Source organism: Luteibacter aegosomatis (assembly GCF_023078455.1).
Taxonomy (GTDB): Bacteria; Pseudomonadota; Gammaproteobacteria; order Xanthomonadales; family Rhodanobacteraceae; genus Luteibacter; species Luteibacter aegosomatis.
In genome coordinates this window covers 4,185,796-4,204,647 of sequence record NZ_CP095740.1, presented here as the reverse complement: position 1 = coordinate 4,204,647, position 18,852 = coordinate 4,185,796, and the positions used below count along the sequence as shown (strand labels likewise).

Below are 18,852 nucleotides of genomic sequence, written 5' to 3'. Positions count from 1 at the left end.
AAGCGGGTCAAAATTGGTTGCGTGCGGCAATCGGTCGCCGTAGTGTCGTGCTCGCTCCATCAGTCATGTAAGGACTTACGCATGTATCTTTCCTCGCTCCGCGAGTTGGCCCTCGGTAGCCGCCTCAAGGCGTTGAGCGATCATTTCTACCAGGCGGTCGACGAGGTCTACCGGGCGTGCGGGGCGGGCATCGAGTCGCGCTGGTTTCCGGTGCTGCGTTTCCTCCGCGACGTGGGGCCCAGTACCGTCACCGACGTGGCGCTGGCCATCGGCCAGACGCATTCGGCGGTCAGCCAACTGGCCGATCGGCTGGTGGACGCGGGCATGGTGGTGCGCCAGCGCGATCCGCAGGACGGCCGGCGCAGCGTGCTGGCGCTGACCGACGCCGGCGAGCGCGCACTGGGCGCGCTGGGGCCGGTCTGGCTGTCGATCCGCCGCGGCATGGCCGAGTCCCTGGGGCCGCGTGGCGCCGAGATGCTCGATGCCATCGACGCCTGCGAACGGGCGCTGGCGGAGCGCCCGGTGGTGCCGGCGATCCTGGCCAAGCATGCCGAACTGGTGCGCGAGAACGTGCGCGTGGTGCCCTACGACCCGTCGCTGCGCGAGCACTTCCTGCGCCTCAACCGGCAGTGGCTGGAGCGTTATTTCCGCATCGAGGACGTGGACCGCGCCGTGCTGACCGATCCGGAAGGCATGATCGTCGGCGCCGGCGGCCAGGTGTTCTTCGCGCTGTACGCCGGCGAGGTCGTCGGCACCTGCGCGCTGATCCACGAAGGCGAGGGCGTCTACGAGCTGACCAAGATGGCGGTGGACGAGAATTACCGCGGCCTCGGCGCCGGCAGGAAGCTGCTCGACGCGGCCATCGGCGAATACCGCCGGCTGGGCGGCGGCACGCTGTTCCTGGAATCCAACAGCCGCCTGACGCGGGCGGTGGGCATGTACGGCCGGGCCGGCTTCGTCATGCAGGAGGGCGCGCGGCCCGGTTCGCACTACGAACGGGCCGACGTCTACATGGTGTACCAGGGGGGCTGAGGCCCCTCGCCATGGGTTCAGCGGGTGCCGCGCACCACGATGGTCTTGCCGGACACGTCGATCATGCGCTCTTCCTCGAGCTGCTTGAGCACGCGGCCCACCATCTCGCGCGAGCAACCGACGATCCGGCTGACTTCCTGGCGCGAGATGCGGATCTGCGTGCCGTCCGGGTGGGTCATCGCATCGGGCTCCTGGCACAGATCGAGCAGCGTGCGCGAGACGCGGTTGGTGACGTCCATGAACGCCATGCGGCTCACCTGGCGTGAGGTGCGCAGCAGGCGGTGGGTGAGCTGGGAGCCGATGGCGAACAGCAGCTTGGGACATTCGGCGGCCAGCGGGCCTTCGAGCAGCTGGAACAGACGCTCGTAACTGATCTCGGCCATCTCGCAGGCCGTGCGCGTGCGCACCAGCGACTCGCGCTGCGCCTGCTCCACGAACAGGCCCATCTCGCCGATGAACTGGCCCCGGTTGATATAGGCCAGGATCAGCTCGCGACCTTCCTCGTCCTCGGTGCAGACGGCCAGGGACCCGTCCACCACGTAATAGAGCGTATTGGCCGGATCGCCGGGGCGGATGATCGCCGTCTTGCCGGGATAGCGGCGCCGGTGACAGGCGTCGAGAAAGCGGCCCATCGCGGCCGGATCGGGGGCGAAGCTCGAAGGGGCCTGTGACCGTTCGAACGCCTGTTGCAACAGATATTTAAGTTGTGCCACAGCGGATTCCGTTAAGCCTCAATGGCATGGCATGACCCCCAACGTCGACTGGCCCCGACGGAAAACCGTCAGGCGTCGTCGACTCGCCATGTCCCCGTGTTCGGATTATGGCAGACATCCGGTCACCGGAATCCACCTATTCGGGGACGGGATCACGGAACGTGTTCAAATCCTGACCATCTTGCCCCATAATTTCACCCCCTCGGCGCATGGGCCCTGTCTCACGCCGTTCACGAGGGGCGGGCACACTGCCCGTCTGCGCGTCGCCTTTCATCCTATTGCGGGGACCCTTGCTGCTAACCCGCGTCTGCTGCTGGCCGTTCCCCGGCCTCGGAGAGTCGCTGTGGTCAAACCGCTTCCCCGCCTTCGCCTGCAGGGTTTCAACAACCTTACCAAGGCGTTGAGCTTCAACATCTACGATATCTGCTACGCCGTCTCGGAGCAGCAGCGCCAGAACTACATCGAATACATCGATGAGCAGTACGACGCCGATCGCCTGACGCAAATTCTTACGGACGTGGCCGAGATCATCGGCGCCAACATCCTGAACATCGCCCGCCAGGATTACGATCCGCAGGGCGCGTCGGTCACCATCCTCATCTCCGAGGAGCCGGTGGTCGAGAAGCTGGGTCGCGACACCATCTCGGGCGCCGTCGTGGCGCACATGGACAAGAGCCACATCACCGTCCACACGTATCCGGAAACGCACCCGCACAACGGCATCGCCACGTTCCGCGCCGACATCGACGTGGCCACCTGCGGCGTCATTTCCCCGCTGAAGGCGCTCAATTACCTGATCGACAGCTTCGAGTCGGACATCGTCATCGCCGACTACCGCGTGCGCGGCTTCACGCGCGACGTGAAGGGCAAGAAGCACTTCATCGACCACAAGATCAACTCGGTGCAGGACTACCTGGCCAAGCACATTCGCCAGAAGTACGAGATGTTCGACGTGAACGTCTACCAGGAAAACATCTTCCACACCAAAATGCACATCAAGGACTTCGACCTCGACACCTACCTGTTCGAGGCCCAGGCCGACGATCTCTCCTTCAAGGAACGCCAGCGCATCGAGTCGCTGCTGCGCCGCGAGATCGAAGAACTCTTCCACGGCCGCAACCTGATGTGACGACGAGCCCTGCGAAAGCGGGGCTTTTTCGTTGGGCTTCACCTTGTCCCGGCTAGGGTGCGTCCATGCGTGCCTGGCTGCTCTTCGCCCTCCTGCTGGCCGTGGGGGCCCTGGCCTGGTCCAGCGGCTGGCGGCCGCCCGACCGATACAACCCGTGGGCGCCGCTGGACCTGCGCGCCGAGCCCGACCTCTTCCTCGGCTACAAGCTTTCCCGACTGGCCGACGATGCGCCACGCTGCCGGGCCGCCCTGCGCGATGCCGGGGCCGTCTTCGAGCCGCTGGCCGACCGAGAGCAGGCCGACGGATGCGGCTGGTCGAACGCGGTGCGCCTTTCCGCGCTCGAGGACGCGAAGCTCGCCTCGCCCGTGATGCTCACCTGCCGTCTCGCGGCGTCGCTGGTGCTGTTCGACCGCAACGTGCTGCAGCCGGGCGCGCGGGTCGCGTTCGGCCAGCCCGTGCGCGCCATCGATCACGTGGGCAGCTATGCCTGCCGCAACGTCTACCATCGCGAGCAGGCGCCACTCAGCCGCCATGCCCGAGCGGACGCCTTCGACATCACGGGGTTCCGGCTGGGCGACGGCCGCCGGGTAAGCATCGAAAAGGACTGGCTCGATCCTGCCCGCGCGCCCTTCCTCAAGGTCTTGCAGGGCGACGGCTGCCACTACTTCGGCGCCTTCCTGGGGCCTGACTACAACGCGGCCCACCGCACCCACTTTCATGTGCAGGGGCGCGGATACGGCTTCTGCCACTAGAGACGGTAAGCCACCGTCTTCATGACGGCGGAGGCCGCCTGCATCAGGTGCGGAATGGGGAAGGGCAGGTCGACGCCGCCTCGGGCCTGCGCGGCCTCGGCGTGGCGCACCTCGTCGGCCTGCATCTGGCGCAGGATGGCGCGGGAGCGCGCGTCCTGCGACGGCAGGCGCTCGAGATGCTCGGCGAGATGGGCCTCCACCTGGCGTTCGGTTTCCACCACGAAGCCCAGGCTGATCGGGTCGCCCACGGCCGCCGCCGCCACGCCGATGGCGTAGCTGCCGGCGTACCAGAGGGGATTGAGCAGGCTGGGGCGGCTGTCGAGTTGGTTCAGGCGCTCGGCGCACCAGGCGAGGTGGTCGGTTTCTTCCTGCGCGGCATGCATGAGGTGGGCGCGGGTCTCGTCCGTGCGGGCCAGGGCGGCCTGTCCGTAATAAAGCGCCTGGGCGCAGACCTCGCCGACGTGGTTGATCCGCATGAGCCCCGCGGCGTGACGGCGCTCGGCATCGTCCATCGCGGCGTCGGCCACGGCGTCCCCCGGGGAGGGGCGTGCCGCCTCGGGCGAACCGGCCACGGCCTCCATGGCGCGCTCCAGGCCGGCCAGCAGGCGGTCGAGAGGGCTCAGCGTGCGGACGGACATGGGATACTCCTGACGAAGGGGGATGACACACGTTACAATGCGCGCCGCCCCGAACGGAGCCATCGCCGCTGCGGCCGCTTGTCGCGCCGATGGATGTCCCGTCCGTGGCAGGGTTGCGATACGGCCCTGTCGTCATGTTATGATTGTCGGCCCGAAGCTCACCTATCTGGTGGGCTTGCGCGATGAAGGGCGGTTCCGCTATTCTCTCGCGTCTTTGCTTTCACCGATTCCGTGTTCCGCCTCTCAGGGCGGCAAACCAGGTATTTTCGAAATGAAAACGTTCAGCGCCAAGCCGGAGAGCGTCAAGCGCGATTGGTTCGTGATCGACGCCACGAACAAGACCCTGGGTCGTCTGTCGACCGAGGTCGCTCGCCGTCTCCGTGGCAAGCACAAGCCGGAGTTCACCCCGCACGTCGATACCGGCGACTACATCGTCGTGATCAACGCCGGCAAGGTCGCTGTCACCGGTGCCAAGCTGGACGACAAGATGTACCACCGCTTCACCGGCTACGTCGGCAACCTGAAGACCACCAGCCTCAAGGATCTTCTGGCCACCTACCCGGAGCGCGTGATCGAGATCGCCGTCAAGGGCATGCTGCCGAAGAACCCGCTGGGTCGCGCCATGTACCGCAAGCTCAAGGTGTACGGCGGCGCCGAACACCCGCACACCGCACAGCAGCCGCAGGCGCTGGAAATCTAAGGAACCGACATGGCTACCCAGCAGAATTACGGTACCGGCCGCCGCAAGACCTCCGCCGCCCGCGTGTTCCTCCGCAAGGGCACCGGTGGCATCGTGGTCAACGGCAAGCCGCTCGATCAGTTTTTCGGCCGCGAGACCTCGCGCATGATCGTCCGTCAGCCGCTCGAGCTGACCGACAATTCCGAGAAGTTTGACATCATGGTCACCGTCGCCGGTGGCGGCATCACGGGCCAGGCCGGCGCCATCCGCCTCGGCATCGCCCGCGCCCTCGTCGAGTACGACGAAGCGCTCAAGTCGCCGCTGCGCAAGGCCGGTTTCATGACCCGCGACGCCCGCGAAGTCGAGCGTAAGAAGGTCGGTCTCCACAAGGCCCGTCGCGCCACGCAGTTCTCGAAGCGCTAATTCTGTTTTAGAATTACCTGCTTCAACATTCGATGCATCACGGTCAGAGCGCATCGAATCCCGGTTTATTGGGAGATCGTCTAACGGTAGGACAACGGACTCTGACTCCGTTTATCTAGGTTCGAATCCTAGTCTCCCAGCCAACACCGAAAAGCCCCTGAGAAATCAGGGGCTTTTTTGTTGCCTGTGATTTCGTGCTCAGGCGGCTTGGTCGGTATAAGTCATGCGCTTGGCACATCATCTTTGGCGGGACACGTCCGGCATCTGGTATTTCCGCGTGGTCGTTCCCCGGCAGCTCCAGGCGGCCCTGGGACGCAGTCTGATCAAACAATCATTGAGAACCCGCGATCCGGTCCAGGCTCGCGCCTGGTCTTATGTCCTCAGCGCCAAGTGTGCTCAAATCTTCGCCATGGCCGGGCAGGGAGGACAGGGCATGGGCGGTGTGTCGTGGGGCGGCGATGGTGACGAGCAGGATGAGGGAGACGATCTGGCCCGGCGTTTGGGTCTGACGGTTCGCAAATGGGAGTGGGAAACCCCCGAAGGCGACAAGCTGCGCTCGAATGCGACGGACGAAGATCACCGCCAAGGCATGGAGGCATTGCGCCCGTATTTAGAGCGGCGTGGTCAACGGCTGGCGCAAGGTTCGGCCCCCGTGCCAAGCGGCCCGACCCTTGACGAGGCAATCAAGGATTACGCCGAGATCGAGGGGGGCGGCACTCAAACCCAACACCTGGTCGCAGCGCTCCCGCGCACTGGACGGGTTTGCCGAAACGATCGGAGACCACTTGCGTGTTGGGGCGATCACGCGCCCCATGGCCAGCGTGTGGAGTGCCCGATTTGGAATGGGCGCGGCGCCTTTTTGCCCGGCAAAAGGTAAAGGTCCACCCCGGCAATCCAAGGTGCTTCCCAAGCGATCCGTCAAAGTCATCACCGGGGTCGAGATCCGGCGGGGCAAAGCCGCGGCGCCCAAGGAGCAGCACCGACTGATCAAGCAAAGGTTGACGAAATCCGTACGGCAGCATCGGTCGCCAAAAAGGCCGACGCGGTGAAGAGCCTGCTCGGACATCTGGATTATGTGGCTCAAATCGAGCCGCGTTTCGCAAGTCGGGCCCGTGAGGTCCAGCACTGAGCTTGGGCTGTCACCGGAGCTCGATGCTTGCTCTTGATCCGTGGCTGGTTTGATGCTGTGCTGGTTGACGATAAGTTAGTTGCATGGGTCGCTGACCAGCACTAGTCGGCGCGTTTACAGGGGATTTTTTACCGTGCCAGAGTTGATCAAGAAGATTTTCAGGAACCTGTGGAGCTTGTCCGCAGTTTTGTCGTTTTTGCTGTTCCTTGCCACCGCGATCATTTATGTGAAGTGGAAGGATAACCAAGTGGTGATGGGGAGCACCAAGTTCATTCTTTACGCGGCAATCGCGTTCTTCCTGTTGGCGATCGTGTCCTATTACCTGCCGCCGAGGGCGGCTAAGCGTTGGGGGCCGGCGCCGACCGGTTCAATCACTTCGCCGCGGCCAGGTGACCATTGCCCCGTCAGAACCGACTTTCTGGGCGAAATCTATGGGCGCCCGCGAGACGGTTGGGAGTTCTGGTTAGTTCGCCGGTTCACCGACCGCGATCCGTTCTATCCCGAAGCCAAGATCAAGTTGAACGTGCAGGGCAAGGACAAAAAGCGCACATGGTCAGCCGACAAGGTCTGGGTCGGCGGAGAAGCCAAGCTGGTCGAGGAACGCCATTTTGAACTTTGGATGGTGAGCCCCGACGTGAGCGCTTTTTTTGAGCATTCACGAAGCACGGCAGCAACCTACTGGGCGCAAGTGAACGCCTATCGGGACAAAGAAAAAAGGGACGGACGGGAAATAGAAACCTACCCATTCAAACCCCTTCCGGGTTTTGATGGGAAGCTAACGGACATCGTTGAGCTTGCGACCGTGCGGGTGTATCGAGATCCAGCCCGATGACCTCATCGCCTGCACACGGACATAAAATCGAGGCGTGGTTGAAAAGCCCCAGAAGGTGATCTTGGCGTAACGGTTGCCGCCTGATAGCCTTCCCATTCTCGGTCAACTTCGGAGGTCAATCCCACCGAAGTTGTCTCGCGCATCAGGGACTTATCAGTCAATGGCTTAGGCCCTGTTACAGGGGGGTAAGTCTCCCAGCCAAACTGGCAAAAGGCCTCGCGAAAGCGAGGCCTTTTGCTTTTCAGGACTTGGTGTCGGTTCCTCGCTTCCTGCATGCGAAGTCACGCTGCTTCGGCGACCCTGCTAAGGCGCACCCGCGACGTCATCTGTGGCGTCGCGGGTGTCTCATTCCGATGATCGGCTCGGACCAGAGGCGATAGGTGTTCGGCCTATTCCCGCGGCGCGCGCTGCCACGCCGTAGCTTGTTGGCAGGGGCACCGACAATCGGCCCGACGCCAGTCGGTACTCGATGTCGCGGCGCTATTTCACGTCGACGGAAGAGACGCGACCCGCCAGCACCGGCACGCCGGTCGCGTCGGCATCCGATGTGGAGCCACCGGTATGAATGAAGTACTGGTCCGGTCCCAGGTGGTCGACGTGGAACGTACCCGCTTTGTCGCACGTGGCGCCGACGACCGCCTTCGAGCGCTCGGCGGTGATCACCAACTGCTGGCCGGCCTTGCAATGGCCTTCGATCTTTCCGGTGCCCGTAGCCGCGAACGCGGGTGTGCCGATGAGCAGGGTGGACAGCAGGGCGGCCGATAGCGATGCACGCATGGATGAAATGCCTCGATGAGTGAAGGAGAGGACGCATCAGCGCCCTTGGTAGATATTACGGGTTTCATCTTCACTGCATCCGTGCCATCGGTTGGGGTCTCCACGCGTTGCGATCAGATCTTCCAGCGACGGCGGCCTTGTCCTATCCGATGACGGTAATGGTAAGTTGCGCGCTTACCGTTCCCATCGCCGGATACCTCCATGTCCTACGTTCGTCGCGTTGCGTCGCCTGCCGTCCATCGTAAATTCTTGCTCGGCATGGCTTTGATAACGGGCATGGTGGCGGGGTCCGCCAGTGCTCAGCAGATAGGCGCCGACGCGGTACCGCCGCCGCAGGATGTGCCTTATCCGGGTCGGATAACGCTGCACGTCGATGCCAGCGATACGGCCCAGGGCATTTTTCGCGTCCATGAAACGATACCGGTCAAGGCAGGCGAGCTGACGCTTCTGTATCCCCAGTGGATACCCGGTGACCATTCGCCGTCCGGCCCGATCGCGATGCTCGCCGGACTCAAGCTCACGGCGAATGGCAAGCCGTTGGCGTGGAAACGCGACAAGTACAACGTGTACGCCTTCCATCTCGATGTGCCCGCGGATGTATCCGCGATCGATGCCGAATTCCAGTACCTCTCGCCGCGCGATGGCGGCTTCGAGATCACCGATCGCATGATGGACATGGAGTGGAGCAAGGTCGCCCTGTATCCAGCCGGCTATTTCACGCGGGGTATCACGTTCGTGCCGAGCATGACCCTGCCGCATGGCTGGCAGTTCGGCACGGCCCTGGAGACGGCGTCGCCGTCGGGCGATACCACGACCTTCAGGCCGGTGACGTTCGATAATCTCGTCGATTCACCAGTGTACGCAGGCCGCTACTTCAAGCGCGTCGACCTGAATCCGGGCGACAAGGCACCGGTGCACCTGGATGTCTTCGGCGACAAACCCGGCGACCTGGAAATGACGCCCGAGCAGGTCAAGGTGCATCGCGCGCTGGTCACGCAAGCGGTGAAGCTCTTCGGATCGCATCACTACGATCACTACGATTTCCTGTTCTCCCTATCGGACCAGTTGGGTGGCAACGGCACGGAACATCACCAATCCAGCGAGGACGGCCTGGGTTCGGACTATTTCACCGCCTGGAACGAGGCGGCGCCCGAGCGCGACCTGCTGGCCCATGAATACGTGCATTCGTGGAACGGCAAGTTCCGGCGCCCCGCCGATCTTTGGACGCCCAATTTCAACGTGCCCATGGGCGACTCGCTGCTCTGGGTCTACGAGGGGCAGACCCAGTACTGGGGATTCGTGCTGACCGCGCGTTCGGGGATCTGGTCGCCGCAGCAGTTCCGCGATGCCCTGGCCATGACGGCCGCCAATTACGATCGCAACCGCGTCGGGCTCCAGTGGCGTACGCTCGAGGACACCACCAACGATCCGACGGCCGCCCACCGCACGGCACTGCCGTATCGCAGCTGGCAGATGAGCGAGGAGTATTACAGCGGAGGCCAGATGATGTGGCTGGAAGTGGACGCCAAGCTGCGCGGCCTCACGCACGACAGGAAATCGCTCGACGATTTCGCGCATGCGTTCTTCGGTGTCGACGACGGCAGCTATGTGCCCAGGACATACACCTTCGACGAGGTGGTGGCCACCTTGAATGGCGTGGCGCCGTACGATTGGGCCACTTTCCTTCGCGCGCACGTCAATACGGTCAACCCGCCGTTGCTCGACGGCATCGCGGCCACAGGCTGGAAACTGGTCTACACCGATCAGGAAAGCGCGTACGAAAAGCAATACAACAGCCGCCACGAGCCGTCCCGGCATCTGTACAACTTCGCCTGGTCGATCGGCCTCACGATGAACGACGAGGGTGAGGTCAACGACGTGCGTTGGGATGGCCCCGCCTTCAAGGCCGGTATCAGCACCGGCGCGACCCTCGTTGCGGTGAACGGCAAGGCGTATTCGAAAGACGTGCTGAAGAACGAGATCGCCGCCGCCAAGGGTGGTCAATCGCCCATCGTGCTGCTGCTCAAGTATCAGGGCGGCTATCGCACGGTACCGGTGGATTACCACGACGGCTTGCAGTACCCGCACCTCGTACGCGTCGAGGGCACGCCGGACTATCTCAGCGAGATCATCGGCGCGCGCAAGTAAAAATAAGCCGTCCTCGGCTCCCGCCGGGGACGGCAATCTGGGGAGTTACACTTCGTCTTTCTAATAATGCCTTGCTGGCGATGCCTTAGAAGTCGTATTGGACCGAGAAGCGGAAGTAACGCGGGGTGGAGTAGTCGATGGCGCGCTTGTAGACCGCCAGCGGGTTACCGCCGTTCGAGCCGTTGCGCACCGGACCGCCTTGAGCACGTTCTTCGTACACGGTCATGCGCTGCGTGTTCAAGATGTTGAACACCGTGCCGGTAAACGACAGCTTGTGGTCTGCGAAAGCCGGACTCCACGTGACGCCCGCATCCAGCGAATAGGTCCAAGGCAGGTTACCCTTGGCCCCACGCGGCGATGGGGTGCCATAGCAGACGTGGTACGCACCACCGGCATTGGCGCTGGTCATATACAAGTTGGACGGATCGGTGTAGCGACCGTCTTCGTCGACGAACCACGAACCGATACAGCTCTTCGGGCGGCCCGAGGCGGCGAGTATGGTCGTACTGACCAGCCACTCCGGAGTCAACTGGTAGTAGCCGAATGCACGGAACTGATGACGACGGTCGTTTGGCAGGTTGCCTCCGGCCCAGTTCATGAACTCGGGGAAATCCCAGTCCTGCGAGGCGGCGACGTCCTGCTGGGCGATGTCCGACTTCACCTGGCCTTCCGTATTTCCGTAGCTGTGCGACCATGTGTAATCGACGCGGCCGTACCAGTTGTTGCTGAACGGATGCTCGGCGTACACGTTGAGCGAGGCGTACTTGCGCTTCGGATCCGGGAAGCCGAGATCCTTCGACGAGAGCTTGATGTGGCGCAGCTCCACCGGATCGTTCGGCGCGGCGATGTTCACGTCGAACTCGGCACCCTTGCCCGGGTTGAAGATGATGCCCTGATAGGTGAAGTCTTCCACGCATTGGTCGTAGGAAGAATAGTCGGTGTAGTTGGCCACCATGAAGCGGCAGACCGGACGGCTGTCGGCGGTATCGTCCACCTGCGACTTCAGCACGCGATAGATGGCACGCGCACCCACGGTGAGGTCGTCGGTGACCTGCTTGTCGGCACCCACGATGAATTCGTCCTGGTAGTGCGACTTCAGGTCCTTGATACGGGCCGTACGTGGATCGCGCGGCTGGCCAAACTCCGCGTTCGCGGACTGCACCGGTTCGATCGGCGTAAGGCCGAGCGGCATGTCGTTGGTCGGATCCACGCCGGTAAACGTGAAGGTCTGCGTGGTGAACAACGAGCCGCCGGCGCCGCGAACCGCCACGCCGTTGGGCAGCGCGAGGAAGTAACGTCCCGCGTTGGCGTACACCTTCAACGACGAATCGCCGTTCACGTCCCAGCTCAGGCCGAGGCGGGGAGCCCACTGCGCGGCCTGCTTCATGAAGGGCTCGCCAGCGTTGTTGTAGTTGGTGAACGCTTCGTTTCGGAGGCCGATGTAGGCAAGCCAGCGGTCGCTCACCTGCCAGTTGTCTTCCAGGTAGGCCGCCTTGAGAAGCAGCGCGTAGTTGCCGCCGCTTGCGATGCGGGTCCGTTGCACAAGGCCCAGCGGGTTCGCGCCCGAGGGATCCACGATATAGAGGTATTCACCGCCGAACTCGTCGAGGTTGGCACTGGCCGAACCCGTGGTGGTGAAGAGCATCTGGCGGTCGAAACCACCCTTGATGTCGTGGTCGCCGAGGCGGTACTCGAGGTCGATGCGCCAGCCGCGCGTCCGGTTCTCGCCATCGAGCGCGGGACGCTGGTTGGCGTCGGACAGGTAATTGTGGATCTGATTGACCACCGGGCTGTCGGAGTTGGCACGAACGTACGGCAGGTCACCGCCAATCTGGACCGATGAGGTAGAGTCCGCCTCCGCTCTATCGTCAGTACTGTTGATGTCTTCCTGCGTCGGCGCTTATGCAACTGCCAGTGCGAAATGTATAGAGCACTAAACAAACTAATGGGGGATTTCGGCAAGAAAGCAGGAGTGCCTTAGGATGAGAAACAAAAGTCCAACGCATAGATCGTTGTTTATGCTGGTAGAAAGGGACGCTTTCTTTTGATGAGCCACTGGATGGAGGACGTATCGCATAATCTTGCGAATTTTAACAATTTGTCTGATAAGGATGCGTCGTCTGTATTGAAGGCGACCCTTCACTTTGCACATAAGGACTTCTCATATGCGTTGGGTAAGACTGTCGTTCAAGGGGTTTCTTTTCCTGTCACTAACGTTGTTTGCAGCAGCCCCTGCATTTGCTGCAAAGCAGTTTGGCGAAGCAACGTATTATTTCGATGCGCAGGGTCACTACAACGGCATCGAGATCTCATTCTGCAATATCGTGCCGGCTTATGAGGAAACGATTCCGGGTGTCACCCCGGGACCTTACTATCGAGTCGACCAAGTGGTTTGCAATCCCAATGGTCGTGGCGGCTATTTCATCGACGGATTCAATTGCGCTAAAAGCGATACGGGTTGGTGGTGTGATCCCGTTGGCTTCTATGAGGCGACAGCTGCCGCTCCATTTGGCGAGTTGCCGCCAGGAATGACCGTTGAGCAGAGCTGTGCCATCGTGCATTGCATTCAAAGCGTTATGCATGATGCTAGCTATTATGCAGTGCCAGGAGGGAGCGGTCTCCATATCGCAGTGCATTGATTAAAATGTGTCGCCGTTCGTCAATGACATTTCAAGGCTAAAGCGTTTGCAGAGTCTGACCTGCATGACGAGTCCAGACATCTTTGGAATCTACCATTGACGAGGCTATTCTCCGCTGTTGTCGTTGAAGGGGCGCTTTTGCCGCATCCACGCGGTCTAAGCCAGCTTTGTGAAACAACGCTTTAGGAAGTTGGCCGGAATGATTCCCCGCCACTTCCAATTCGTATCATGATTTTTGCGATGAAAGCCGTCCCGGATGACGGCACGGGTTGTCCCCGTGCGTGCCGAATCTGCGCACGGGGTCATCCCGGGAAATCCTGTCGCCCCATATCTAGCGGTCGCCGTTGCAAGCCCCCCAACTCGGGGATCCGGGTTCAGCGTATCAGCGGGAGCCGGCCACCTCGTCTCGCGCGAAGTCGCGATACGACCGAAGCGGACGTCCCAGCATGGTCGTCAGGCGTTCGACGTCACCGGGTTTGGGCAGCATGCCGTCGCTGATGAAGCGTTCGCTCATCAGGCGCATGTCGAAGGCGGTCCAGCCGGGCATGTGCTGTCGCAGGTTGGCTTCGAATCCCGCCGGGTCGTCGCCGGGGTAGACCACCGGACGGCCCAACACGTCGGACCAGATGCCGGCGATGTCCTTACCGGTCAACGTCTCCGGCCCCACGACATGGAACCGTTCGAGCGGAAGCGGCGCATCGGCCTGCTCGCGGCGCTGCAGTTCGATGGCGGCGATTTCGCCGAGGTCGCGAGCGTCGATCATCGCGAGCCCCTTGCCGCCGATCGGCATGGGGTAGATGCCGTGCCCGGTGATCACGTCCGTGATCGAGCGATCGTTGTCGAAGAAGTACGCCGGGCGAAGGATGGTCGCGTGTATCCCCATGGTTTCGATCATGCGCTCCACCGTGAACTTGACGGCGAAGTGGGGCACGTTGACGTAGACGTCGCTGTGGATCACCGACAGGTACACGATGCGCTCGATCCCCGACTCGCGCGCCACGTTGAGCGCGACGAGCGCCTGCGTGAATTCGTCGGAAGTGACGGCGTTCAGCAGGAACAGCGTGGATACGCCCGTGAAGGCGTTGCGGAGGGAATCGACGTCGAGCAGGTCGCCCTTGGCGATCGCCACGCCCTCGGGCAGCGCGGCTTTGGAAGGGTCGCGAACGAGCGCCCGAACGTCGGCGCCGCGCTTGACGAGCTGATGGACGACTTCGCGGCCGACGGTGCCGGTGGCTCCGGTAACGAGGATGGTCATGGTGGGTCTCCCGAAAGGTATGGATGAGGTATCCACTACGATAGGTAGTGCCACGGGAGAAACACAGATCGTAGAATAGAGACACCTCGCATCGAAAATGAGACGGTATGGATCTGAGTGCCCTGGAAGATTTTCAGCGGGTGGCGGCCCACGGCGGCTTCGGCAAGGCCAGCCGGGCGACCGGTCGGTCCAAGGCGACGCTGTCGCGCCGGGTGGCGGATCTCGAGGAGGCGCTGGGTGTTCGCCTGGTGGAGCGAGGGAGCCAGCGCCTCGCGCTGACGGAGGCCGGGCAGGTGCTCCTGAGCCGGACCGAAGGCCCCCTGCGAGAGGTCGGCGAAGCCTTCGCCGCCGCGCGGGACGGCATGGGTGCACCGCGGGGGCGGCTGCGAATCGCGGCTCCGCAGCTTTTTTCCCAGGTGGCCTTGGGTGCGCTCGTCGCCCGGTTCGTGGCGCTGTATCCCGACGTCCAGGTCGAGACCGTCTCGGAAGATCGCTTCGTCGATCTGGTCGAGGAGCATTTCGACGTCGCCATCCGCATCAACCCGCAGGACGACAGCGACCTGGTGGGACGATGCTTCGCGAGGGACCGCCTCGTGCTGGCGGCGCCACCCTCGATTCCGATGCCCAGGGAACACGGTGAGGCCCCTGCTGCCGTGCCCGCCGTCGTGATGAATACCTACCGCGACGGTGACGTCTGGACGGCTCGCGGGGGTGGACTCAGCGTATCTCCGCAGCCGGTGCTCCGCCTCTCCTCGCTCCTGATGGTGCGCGACGCCGTCGTCGCCGGCGCGGGCGTGGCGCTGCTGCCGGAATCCATCCTGGGGAGTGCCATCGAGCGTGGGGCGGTGGTGACGTGGGGAAGCGTGGGGAGCGAGGTCGAACTCTGGGTGTTGCATACGTCGCGTCGCCTGCAGAGTCCTAAGGTTAGGGCGTTCGTCGACTTCATCGTCGGCCAGTACCCCGACGGCTCGTTCACCACGACGCCTTCCCGATGACCCCGATCCTTCGTGTAGTGGCGTTTCCTCCGGGATGAAGCGGGGCACGGAATAGTTCGTTTCGGCACCGTGAGGGGGCATCCCGACATAGGCCACACGTCACTTCCTCTTCGTTGACTACATATGTAGTCTTGACTACAAGCGTAGTCAATTGGGGAGAAGCGACCGTGGTTCCTGCTGTCCGACATGTTCTGGCCTTCGCCGTGGTGGTCCTCTCAGCCGCGAGCTACGCCGACGATACGTGGGTTCTCCGCACCGACCTCTGGCACTCGCCGGCGTTTTCCACCTTGATCGCGCATCAGGAGAAGAGTCGGCTCGAAGGCAGCCTCGACGGCGATGCCATCACCGGTAAGGTCGACGGTCACCAACTGGTGCTCGAAAGCACCGATGGACAGGGCCAGGTCTCGCGATACCGGCTTCGTCGAACGAAGGACGAGGTGACCGGCACGGCCGATCTTCCCGATCCCAATGACGGTAGCCGTCGGGTGACGCATGCGGTGACGGGCTGGAAACTCCCCGAGAGGAAGGGCGGGCCACGCCTATGGGACTACCGGCCCGACAGCTACTCCAATACGTGGGACGCGGATCGGAAACCCGTGCTCGTCGTCTGGCCGGGCGACACCATCCATACCACCACGCTCGACTCGGGAGGCGTGGACGAAACGGGGGTGACGCGAGCCCTGTTCGGCAATCCGCAAACCGGGCCGTTCTTCGTTGCCGGTGCCGTTCCCGGCGACACGCTGGTCGTGCACATCCGCCGCTTGCGCCTGAATCGCGACTACGCCGACAGCCTCGACACCATCGTCGGTCGCGCGCTCGGCGCATCCTTGGTCCCCGACGCCGGGCTTCTGGGGAAGCCCGTTCGCTGGATACTCGATCGCGAGAAGGGGCTCGCGCGCCCGGAGAACGCTTCGGGTGCATTGCGCGATTACGTGGTGCCGGTAAAACCGATGCTCGGCGGCCTGGCCGTCGCGCCGGGATTCGGCATGCCGCCCATCTCGACGGGCGATACGAGTCGCTTCGGCGGCAACATGGATTTCAACGAGGTGATCGAAGGCAACACCGTCTATCTCCCGGTGCAGCAGCCCGGCGCGCTGCTGTATGTCGGTGATGCCCACGCCCTCCAGGGCGACGGCGAAACCAGCCAATACGCGCTGGAAACGTCGATGGACGTGACCGTCACGGTGGACCTCATCCACGGTCGACCGATAGCGATGCCGCGCGTCGAATCCGCAGAACGCATCATGGTGCTCGGTCAGGCGGGGTCGCTGGACGATGCCTTGAAGGCGGCCAGCACGGGCATGATCCAATGGCTACGCAGCGACTACGGCATGACGCTATCGCAAGTGGCGCAGGTGATGGGCAGCGCGATTCACTACGACGTGGCGAACCTCGCCGGACGAAGCGTCGGCGTGGCCGCGAAACTCGACAAGCGCCTGCTTCCTTCGCCTCACGTGCGCGCGGATCGCGCGGAATAGGTCGCGAAGCCGGGCGGCTCGTCGTTGGCCGCGATCTGCGCCGGTGCAACGAACCTGTCATCGTGCAGGGGATATGGTCGTCCGATCGGGGTGCGACCTATACTCGGCAGATCCCACACATACGGCGCAAACGGCATGGATTGGCGTACCCGGCTGACGGTATCGGCTCTGTTGGTCGCTCCGGCTTTCGCCGTGCTTGCCCAGACGCCGCTCGGGATGGACCCCTTCTCCTCGCCGGGCGACGGCTTCTTTCGTTATGCCAACGGTCACTGGTTAGATGTCACACCGATGTCTGCGGATCATGCCGAAGTCGGCGCCATGCAGTCGGCGATCGACGGCATGGACGCTAAGCTGCGCTCGATCCTTGACGGTACAGCGACGGCGCCGCCCGATACGAACGCGGGAAAGGTCGGCATTTACTATCGAGCCTTCGGCGATGCGTCCGCCCGGAAGGCATCGGGCCTGACGCCTGTCGCGTCCCTGCTGCGCGCCATCGCCGAAGCGCCGGATCGTTCGGCGCTGGCCGTGTTGATGGGGCGCGAGCAGGTCGACTTCGTCGGCTCGCTGGTGGACGCCCATGTCGACGTGGACCACGCGGATGGCCATCGTTACGCCGTGTTTCTCGAACCGGGAGTGCAAGGACTTCCGGCGGCGGAAGATTACTTCGCGCCGGGATTCGCGCCGCAGCGAGAGGCATATCGCGATTACCTGCGTTTCTTGCTGAAAAAGGCTTCGTGGCCGGATGCGCCGAAAGCGGCAGACGAGGTGCTCTCGTTCGAGTCCATGCTGGCTCATGATTCGACCCGCGAGGAAGATGACATCGCCCATCCTGTCGATCGGGCAGCATGGGTAAGAGGCGTCTCCCCCTTCGACGCAAACGTGTTCCTGCGCGCGTTGGACGTGCCCGCCGACGCGCGTCTCGCCGTGAGTCGGCCGCATGCCCTGCATGCCATGGCCGAGCGCTATGCGCATGCGTCCATGGCGACGTTGAGGGCGTGGATGACCGCCCGCGCCATGGACCGCGCCGCGCCCTACCTCACGGCTGATCTCGTATCGGCGTGGCAGCGTTTTCATGAGCAGGCGCTAACCGGCCGAGCGGTACCCTTGCCGGCCTGGCAGCTTGCCGTTCGCGGCGCCACGGGTACGCAGTGCGTGGGGGGCGGCGGTCCCGATGCGGACTGCTTCGGCAGCCTTCGGTGGGCAGCGGGTGATCTTTACCTTGCGCGCTACTTTCCCGACGATGTTCGACGTCAGGCGATGGTGATGATCGAGGCGCTCCGGTCGGCATTTCGCGAGCGGCTGGCCCATGAGCCGTGGATGTCGACATCGACCCGTATCGCGGCCCTGCGCAAGCTCGATGCCTATACGGTCAAACTGGGCGGACCGTCGCAGACGGCTGACCTGTCGGGCTTGTCGCTGCGCGAAGGCGATCTCGTCGGCGATACGCGCGCCATAGCGGCCGGGGATTGGCAAGCGCAGCTTGAACGCCTGCGTGAGCGCGTTGACCCCACGGCATGGGTCGAGGCTCCGCAGACCGTCGATGCGAACAACGGCGAGGCGCTCGACGTCGAGTTTCCCGCGGGGCTTTTCCAGCCTCCGGTGTTCGACGTATCACGTGACGCAGCCTATAACTTCGGCGCTCTCGGTGCGTTCATCGGGCACGAGTGGACCCATGGGTTCGATGACGAAGGCCGGCATATCGATGCCGACAATCGCCGTCGCGACTGGTGGTCGACCGATGACGACCGTGCGTTTCGACACCGTGCGAACGCGCTGATACAACAATACGACGCGTTCGAGCCGTTGCCGGGCGTGCATGTCGACGGTCGTCGTACCCTTGGCGAGAACATCGCCGACCTGGGCGGCTTGTCGGTCGCGCTCGATGCCTATCACGCATTTCTGCATGGACGGCCCGCTCCGGTCGTCGATGGGTTGACCGGCGACCAGAGGGTCTTCCTCGGCTGGGCGTGGCTGTGGCGTGGCCGCAAATCCGGGGAGGCGTTGCGGCAGCAGTTGGCCGACGACGTGCATTCGCCCTATGCGGTGCGGGTCGACGCCGTCGTACGCAACATCGATGCGTGGTACTCAGCCTTCCATGTCGAGGGAGGACAGCAGCTGTACGTGGCTCCTACCGAACGGGTGCGACTCTGGTGAATCGGCGAGCGGAACACGCGGATCGTCAGCGAGTTGAGCGGGGCCGCCCGGCGGATTGGGGGCGACGATGCCAATGAGG

General features: G+C 63.2%; 17 protein-coding genes and 1 tRNA gene. 13 read left to right on the top strand and 5 right to left on the bottom strand.

Annotated features, from left to right (window positions below; all coding sequences use genetic code 11):
• The first annotated feature begins 81 nt into the window (after positions 1-81).
• Positions 82-1,032: a bifunctional helix-turn-helix transcriptional regulator/GNAT family N-acetyltransferase gene (locus L2Y94_RS18950; protein WP_247371077.1), complete on the top strand. Its 951-nt coding sequence runs from the start codon at positions 82-84 to the stop codon at positions 1,030-1,032.
• A gap of 17 nt (positions 1,033-1,049) precedes the next feature.
• Here L2Y94_RS18950 and crp read toward each other — a convergent pair whose 3' ends face one another.
• Positions 1,050-1,745 carry a cAMP-activated global transcriptional regulator CRP gene (crp, locus tag L2Y94_RS18945; protein WP_144916163.1) on the bottom strand — a complete coding sequence of 232 codons (696 nt, stop codon included), beginning with the start codon at positions 1,743-1,745 and terminating at the stop codon, positions 1,050-1,052.
• Positions 1,746-2,088: 343 nt separating this feature from the next.
• Here crp and speD point away from each other — a divergent pair, with 343 nt between their 5' ends.
• Together speD and L2Y94_RS18935 are read left to right on the top strand one after the other, a co-directional pair.
• Positions 2,089-2,874: an adenosylmethionine decarboxylase gene (gene speD, locus L2Y94_RS18940; RefSeq protein WP_036109987.1), complete on the top strand. Its 786-nt coding sequence runs from the start codon at positions 2,089-2,091 to the stop codon at positions 2,872-2,874.
• Between the two features lie 65 nt (positions 2,875-2,939).
• Entirely contained in the window at positions 2,940-3,626 is a 687-nt protein-coding gene (locus tag L2Y94_RS18935; protein WP_247371076.1) for an extensin-like domain-containing protein, read from the top strand.
• Here the strand turns inward: L2Y94_RS18935 and coq7 are convergent.
• Entirely contained in the window at positions 3,623-4,264 is a 642-nt protein-coding gene (gene coq7 / locus L2Y94_RS18930) for a 2-polyprenyl-3-methyl-6-methoxy-1,4-benzoquinone monooxygenase (protein ID WP_247371073.1), read from the bottom strand. The two genes, L2Y94_RS18935 and coq7, sit on opposite strands and share 4 nt — an antisense overlap.
• A gap of 271 nt (positions 4,265-4,535) precedes the next feature.
• Here coq7 and rplM point away from each other — a divergent pair, with 271 nt between their 5' ends.
• From rplM to L2Y94_RS18905, 5 genes are all read left to right on the top strand, one after another.
• Positions 4,536-4,964, top strand: coding sequence for a 50S ribosomal protein L13 (gene rplM / locus L2Y94_RS18925; RefSeq protein WP_144916172.1), 429 nt, complete (start codon positions 4,536-4,538; stop codon positions 4,962-4,964).
• 9 nt (positions 4,965-4,973) lie between these two features.
• Positions 4,974-5,366 (top strand): 30S ribosomal protein S9, encoded by a 393-nt coding sequence (gene rpsI, locus L2Y94_RS18920; RefSeq protein ID WP_144916175.1) that lies wholly within the window; start codon positions 4,974-4,976, stop codon positions 5,364-5,366.
• A 69-nt stretch (positions 5,367-5,435) separates the two neighbouring features.
• A tRNA-Gln gene (locus tag L2Y94_RS18915) sits at positions 5,436-5,509 on the top strand.
• A gap of 80 nt (positions 5,510-5,589) precedes the next feature.
• On the top strand, positions 5,590-6,243 hold the full coding sequence (locus L2Y94_RS18910) for a DUF6538 domain-containing protein (RefSeq protein WP_247371071.1): 654 nt from the start codon (positions 5,590-5,592) through the stop codon (positions 6,241-6,243).
• A 385-nt stretch (positions 6,244-6,628) separates the two neighbouring features.
• The gene (locus L2Y94_RS18905) at positions 6,629-7,327 is read left to right on the top strand and encodes a hypothetical protein (RefSeq protein ID WP_247371069.1); all 699 of its coding nucleotides are present in this window, start codon (positions 6,629-6,631) and stop codon (positions 7,325-7,327) included.
• Between the two features lie 480 nt (positions 7,328-7,807).
• Here L2Y94_RS18905 and L2Y94_RS18900 read toward each other — a convergent pair whose 3' ends face one another.
• Complete coding sequence (locus L2Y94_RS18900; protein ID WP_247371068.1) at positions 7,808-8,104, bottom strand: hypothetical protein; 297 nt, start codon at positions 8,102-8,104, stop codon at positions 7,808-7,810.
• A 258-nt stretch (positions 8,105-8,362) separates the two neighbouring features.
• Here L2Y94_RS18900 and L2Y94_RS18895 point away from each other — a divergent pair, with 258 nt between their 5' ends.
• On the top strand, positions 8,363-10,252 hold the full coding sequence (locus L2Y94_RS18895) for a M61 family metallopeptidase (RefSeq protein WP_486617193.1): 1,890 nt from the start codon (positions 8,363-8,365) through the stop codon (positions 10,250-10,252).
• Positions 10,253-10,337: 85 nt separating this feature from the next.
• Here the strand turns inward: L2Y94_RS18895 and L2Y94_RS18890 are convergent, their stop codons facing one another.
• On the bottom strand, positions 10,338-12,038 hold the full coding sequence (locus L2Y94_RS18890) for an outer membrane beta-barrel protein (RefSeq protein ID WP_247371064.1): 1,701 nt from the start codon (positions 12,036-12,038) through the stop codon (positions 10,338-10,340).
• A gap of 379 nt (positions 12,039-12,417) precedes the next feature.
• Between L2Y94_RS18890 and L2Y94_RS18885 the strand changes: the two genes are divergently transcribed.
• Positions 12,418-12,891 carry a hypothetical protein gene (locus tag L2Y94_RS18885; RefSeq protein WP_247371061.1) on the top strand — a complete coding sequence of 158 codons (474 nt, stop codon included), beginning with the start codon at positions 12,418-12,420 and terminating at the stop codon, positions 12,889-12,891.
• A 382-nt stretch (positions 12,892-13,273) separates the two neighbouring features.
• Here the strand turns inward: L2Y94_RS18885 and L2Y94_RS18880 are convergent, their stop codons facing one another.
• Positions 13,274-14,146, bottom strand: a complete 873-nt coding sequence (locus L2Y94_RS18880) for an SDR family oxidoreductase (RefSeq protein WP_247371059.1) — start codon at positions 14,144-14,146, stop codon at positions 13,274-13,276.
• Between the two features lie 107 nt (positions 14,147-14,253).
• Here L2Y94_RS18880 and L2Y94_RS18875 point away from each other — a divergent pair, with 107 nt between their 5' ends.
• The 3 genes from L2Y94_RS18875 (at position 14,254) to L2Y94_RS18865 (ending at position 18,773) form a co-directional block, all read left to right on the top strand.
• Positions 14,254-15,141 (top strand): LysR family transcriptional regulator, encoded by an 888-nt coding sequence (locus L2Y94_RS18875; RefSeq protein ID WP_247371057.1) that lies wholly within the window; start codon positions 14,254-14,256, stop codon positions 15,139-15,141.
• Between the two features lie 167 nt (positions 15,142-15,308).
• On the top strand, positions 15,309-16,619 hold the full coding sequence (locus L2Y94_RS18870) for an acetamidase/formamidase family protein (RefSeq protein WP_247371054.1): 1,311 nt from the start codon (positions 15,309-15,311) through the stop codon (positions 16,617-16,619).
• Between the two features lie 135 nt (positions 16,620-16,754).
• On the top strand, positions 16,755-18,773 hold the full coding sequence (locus L2Y94_RS18865; RefSeq protein ID WP_247371051.1) for a M13-type metalloendopeptidase: 2,019 nt from the start codon (positions 16,755-16,757) through the stop codon (positions 18,771-18,773).
• Positions 18,774-18,852: the final 79 nt, after the last annotated feature.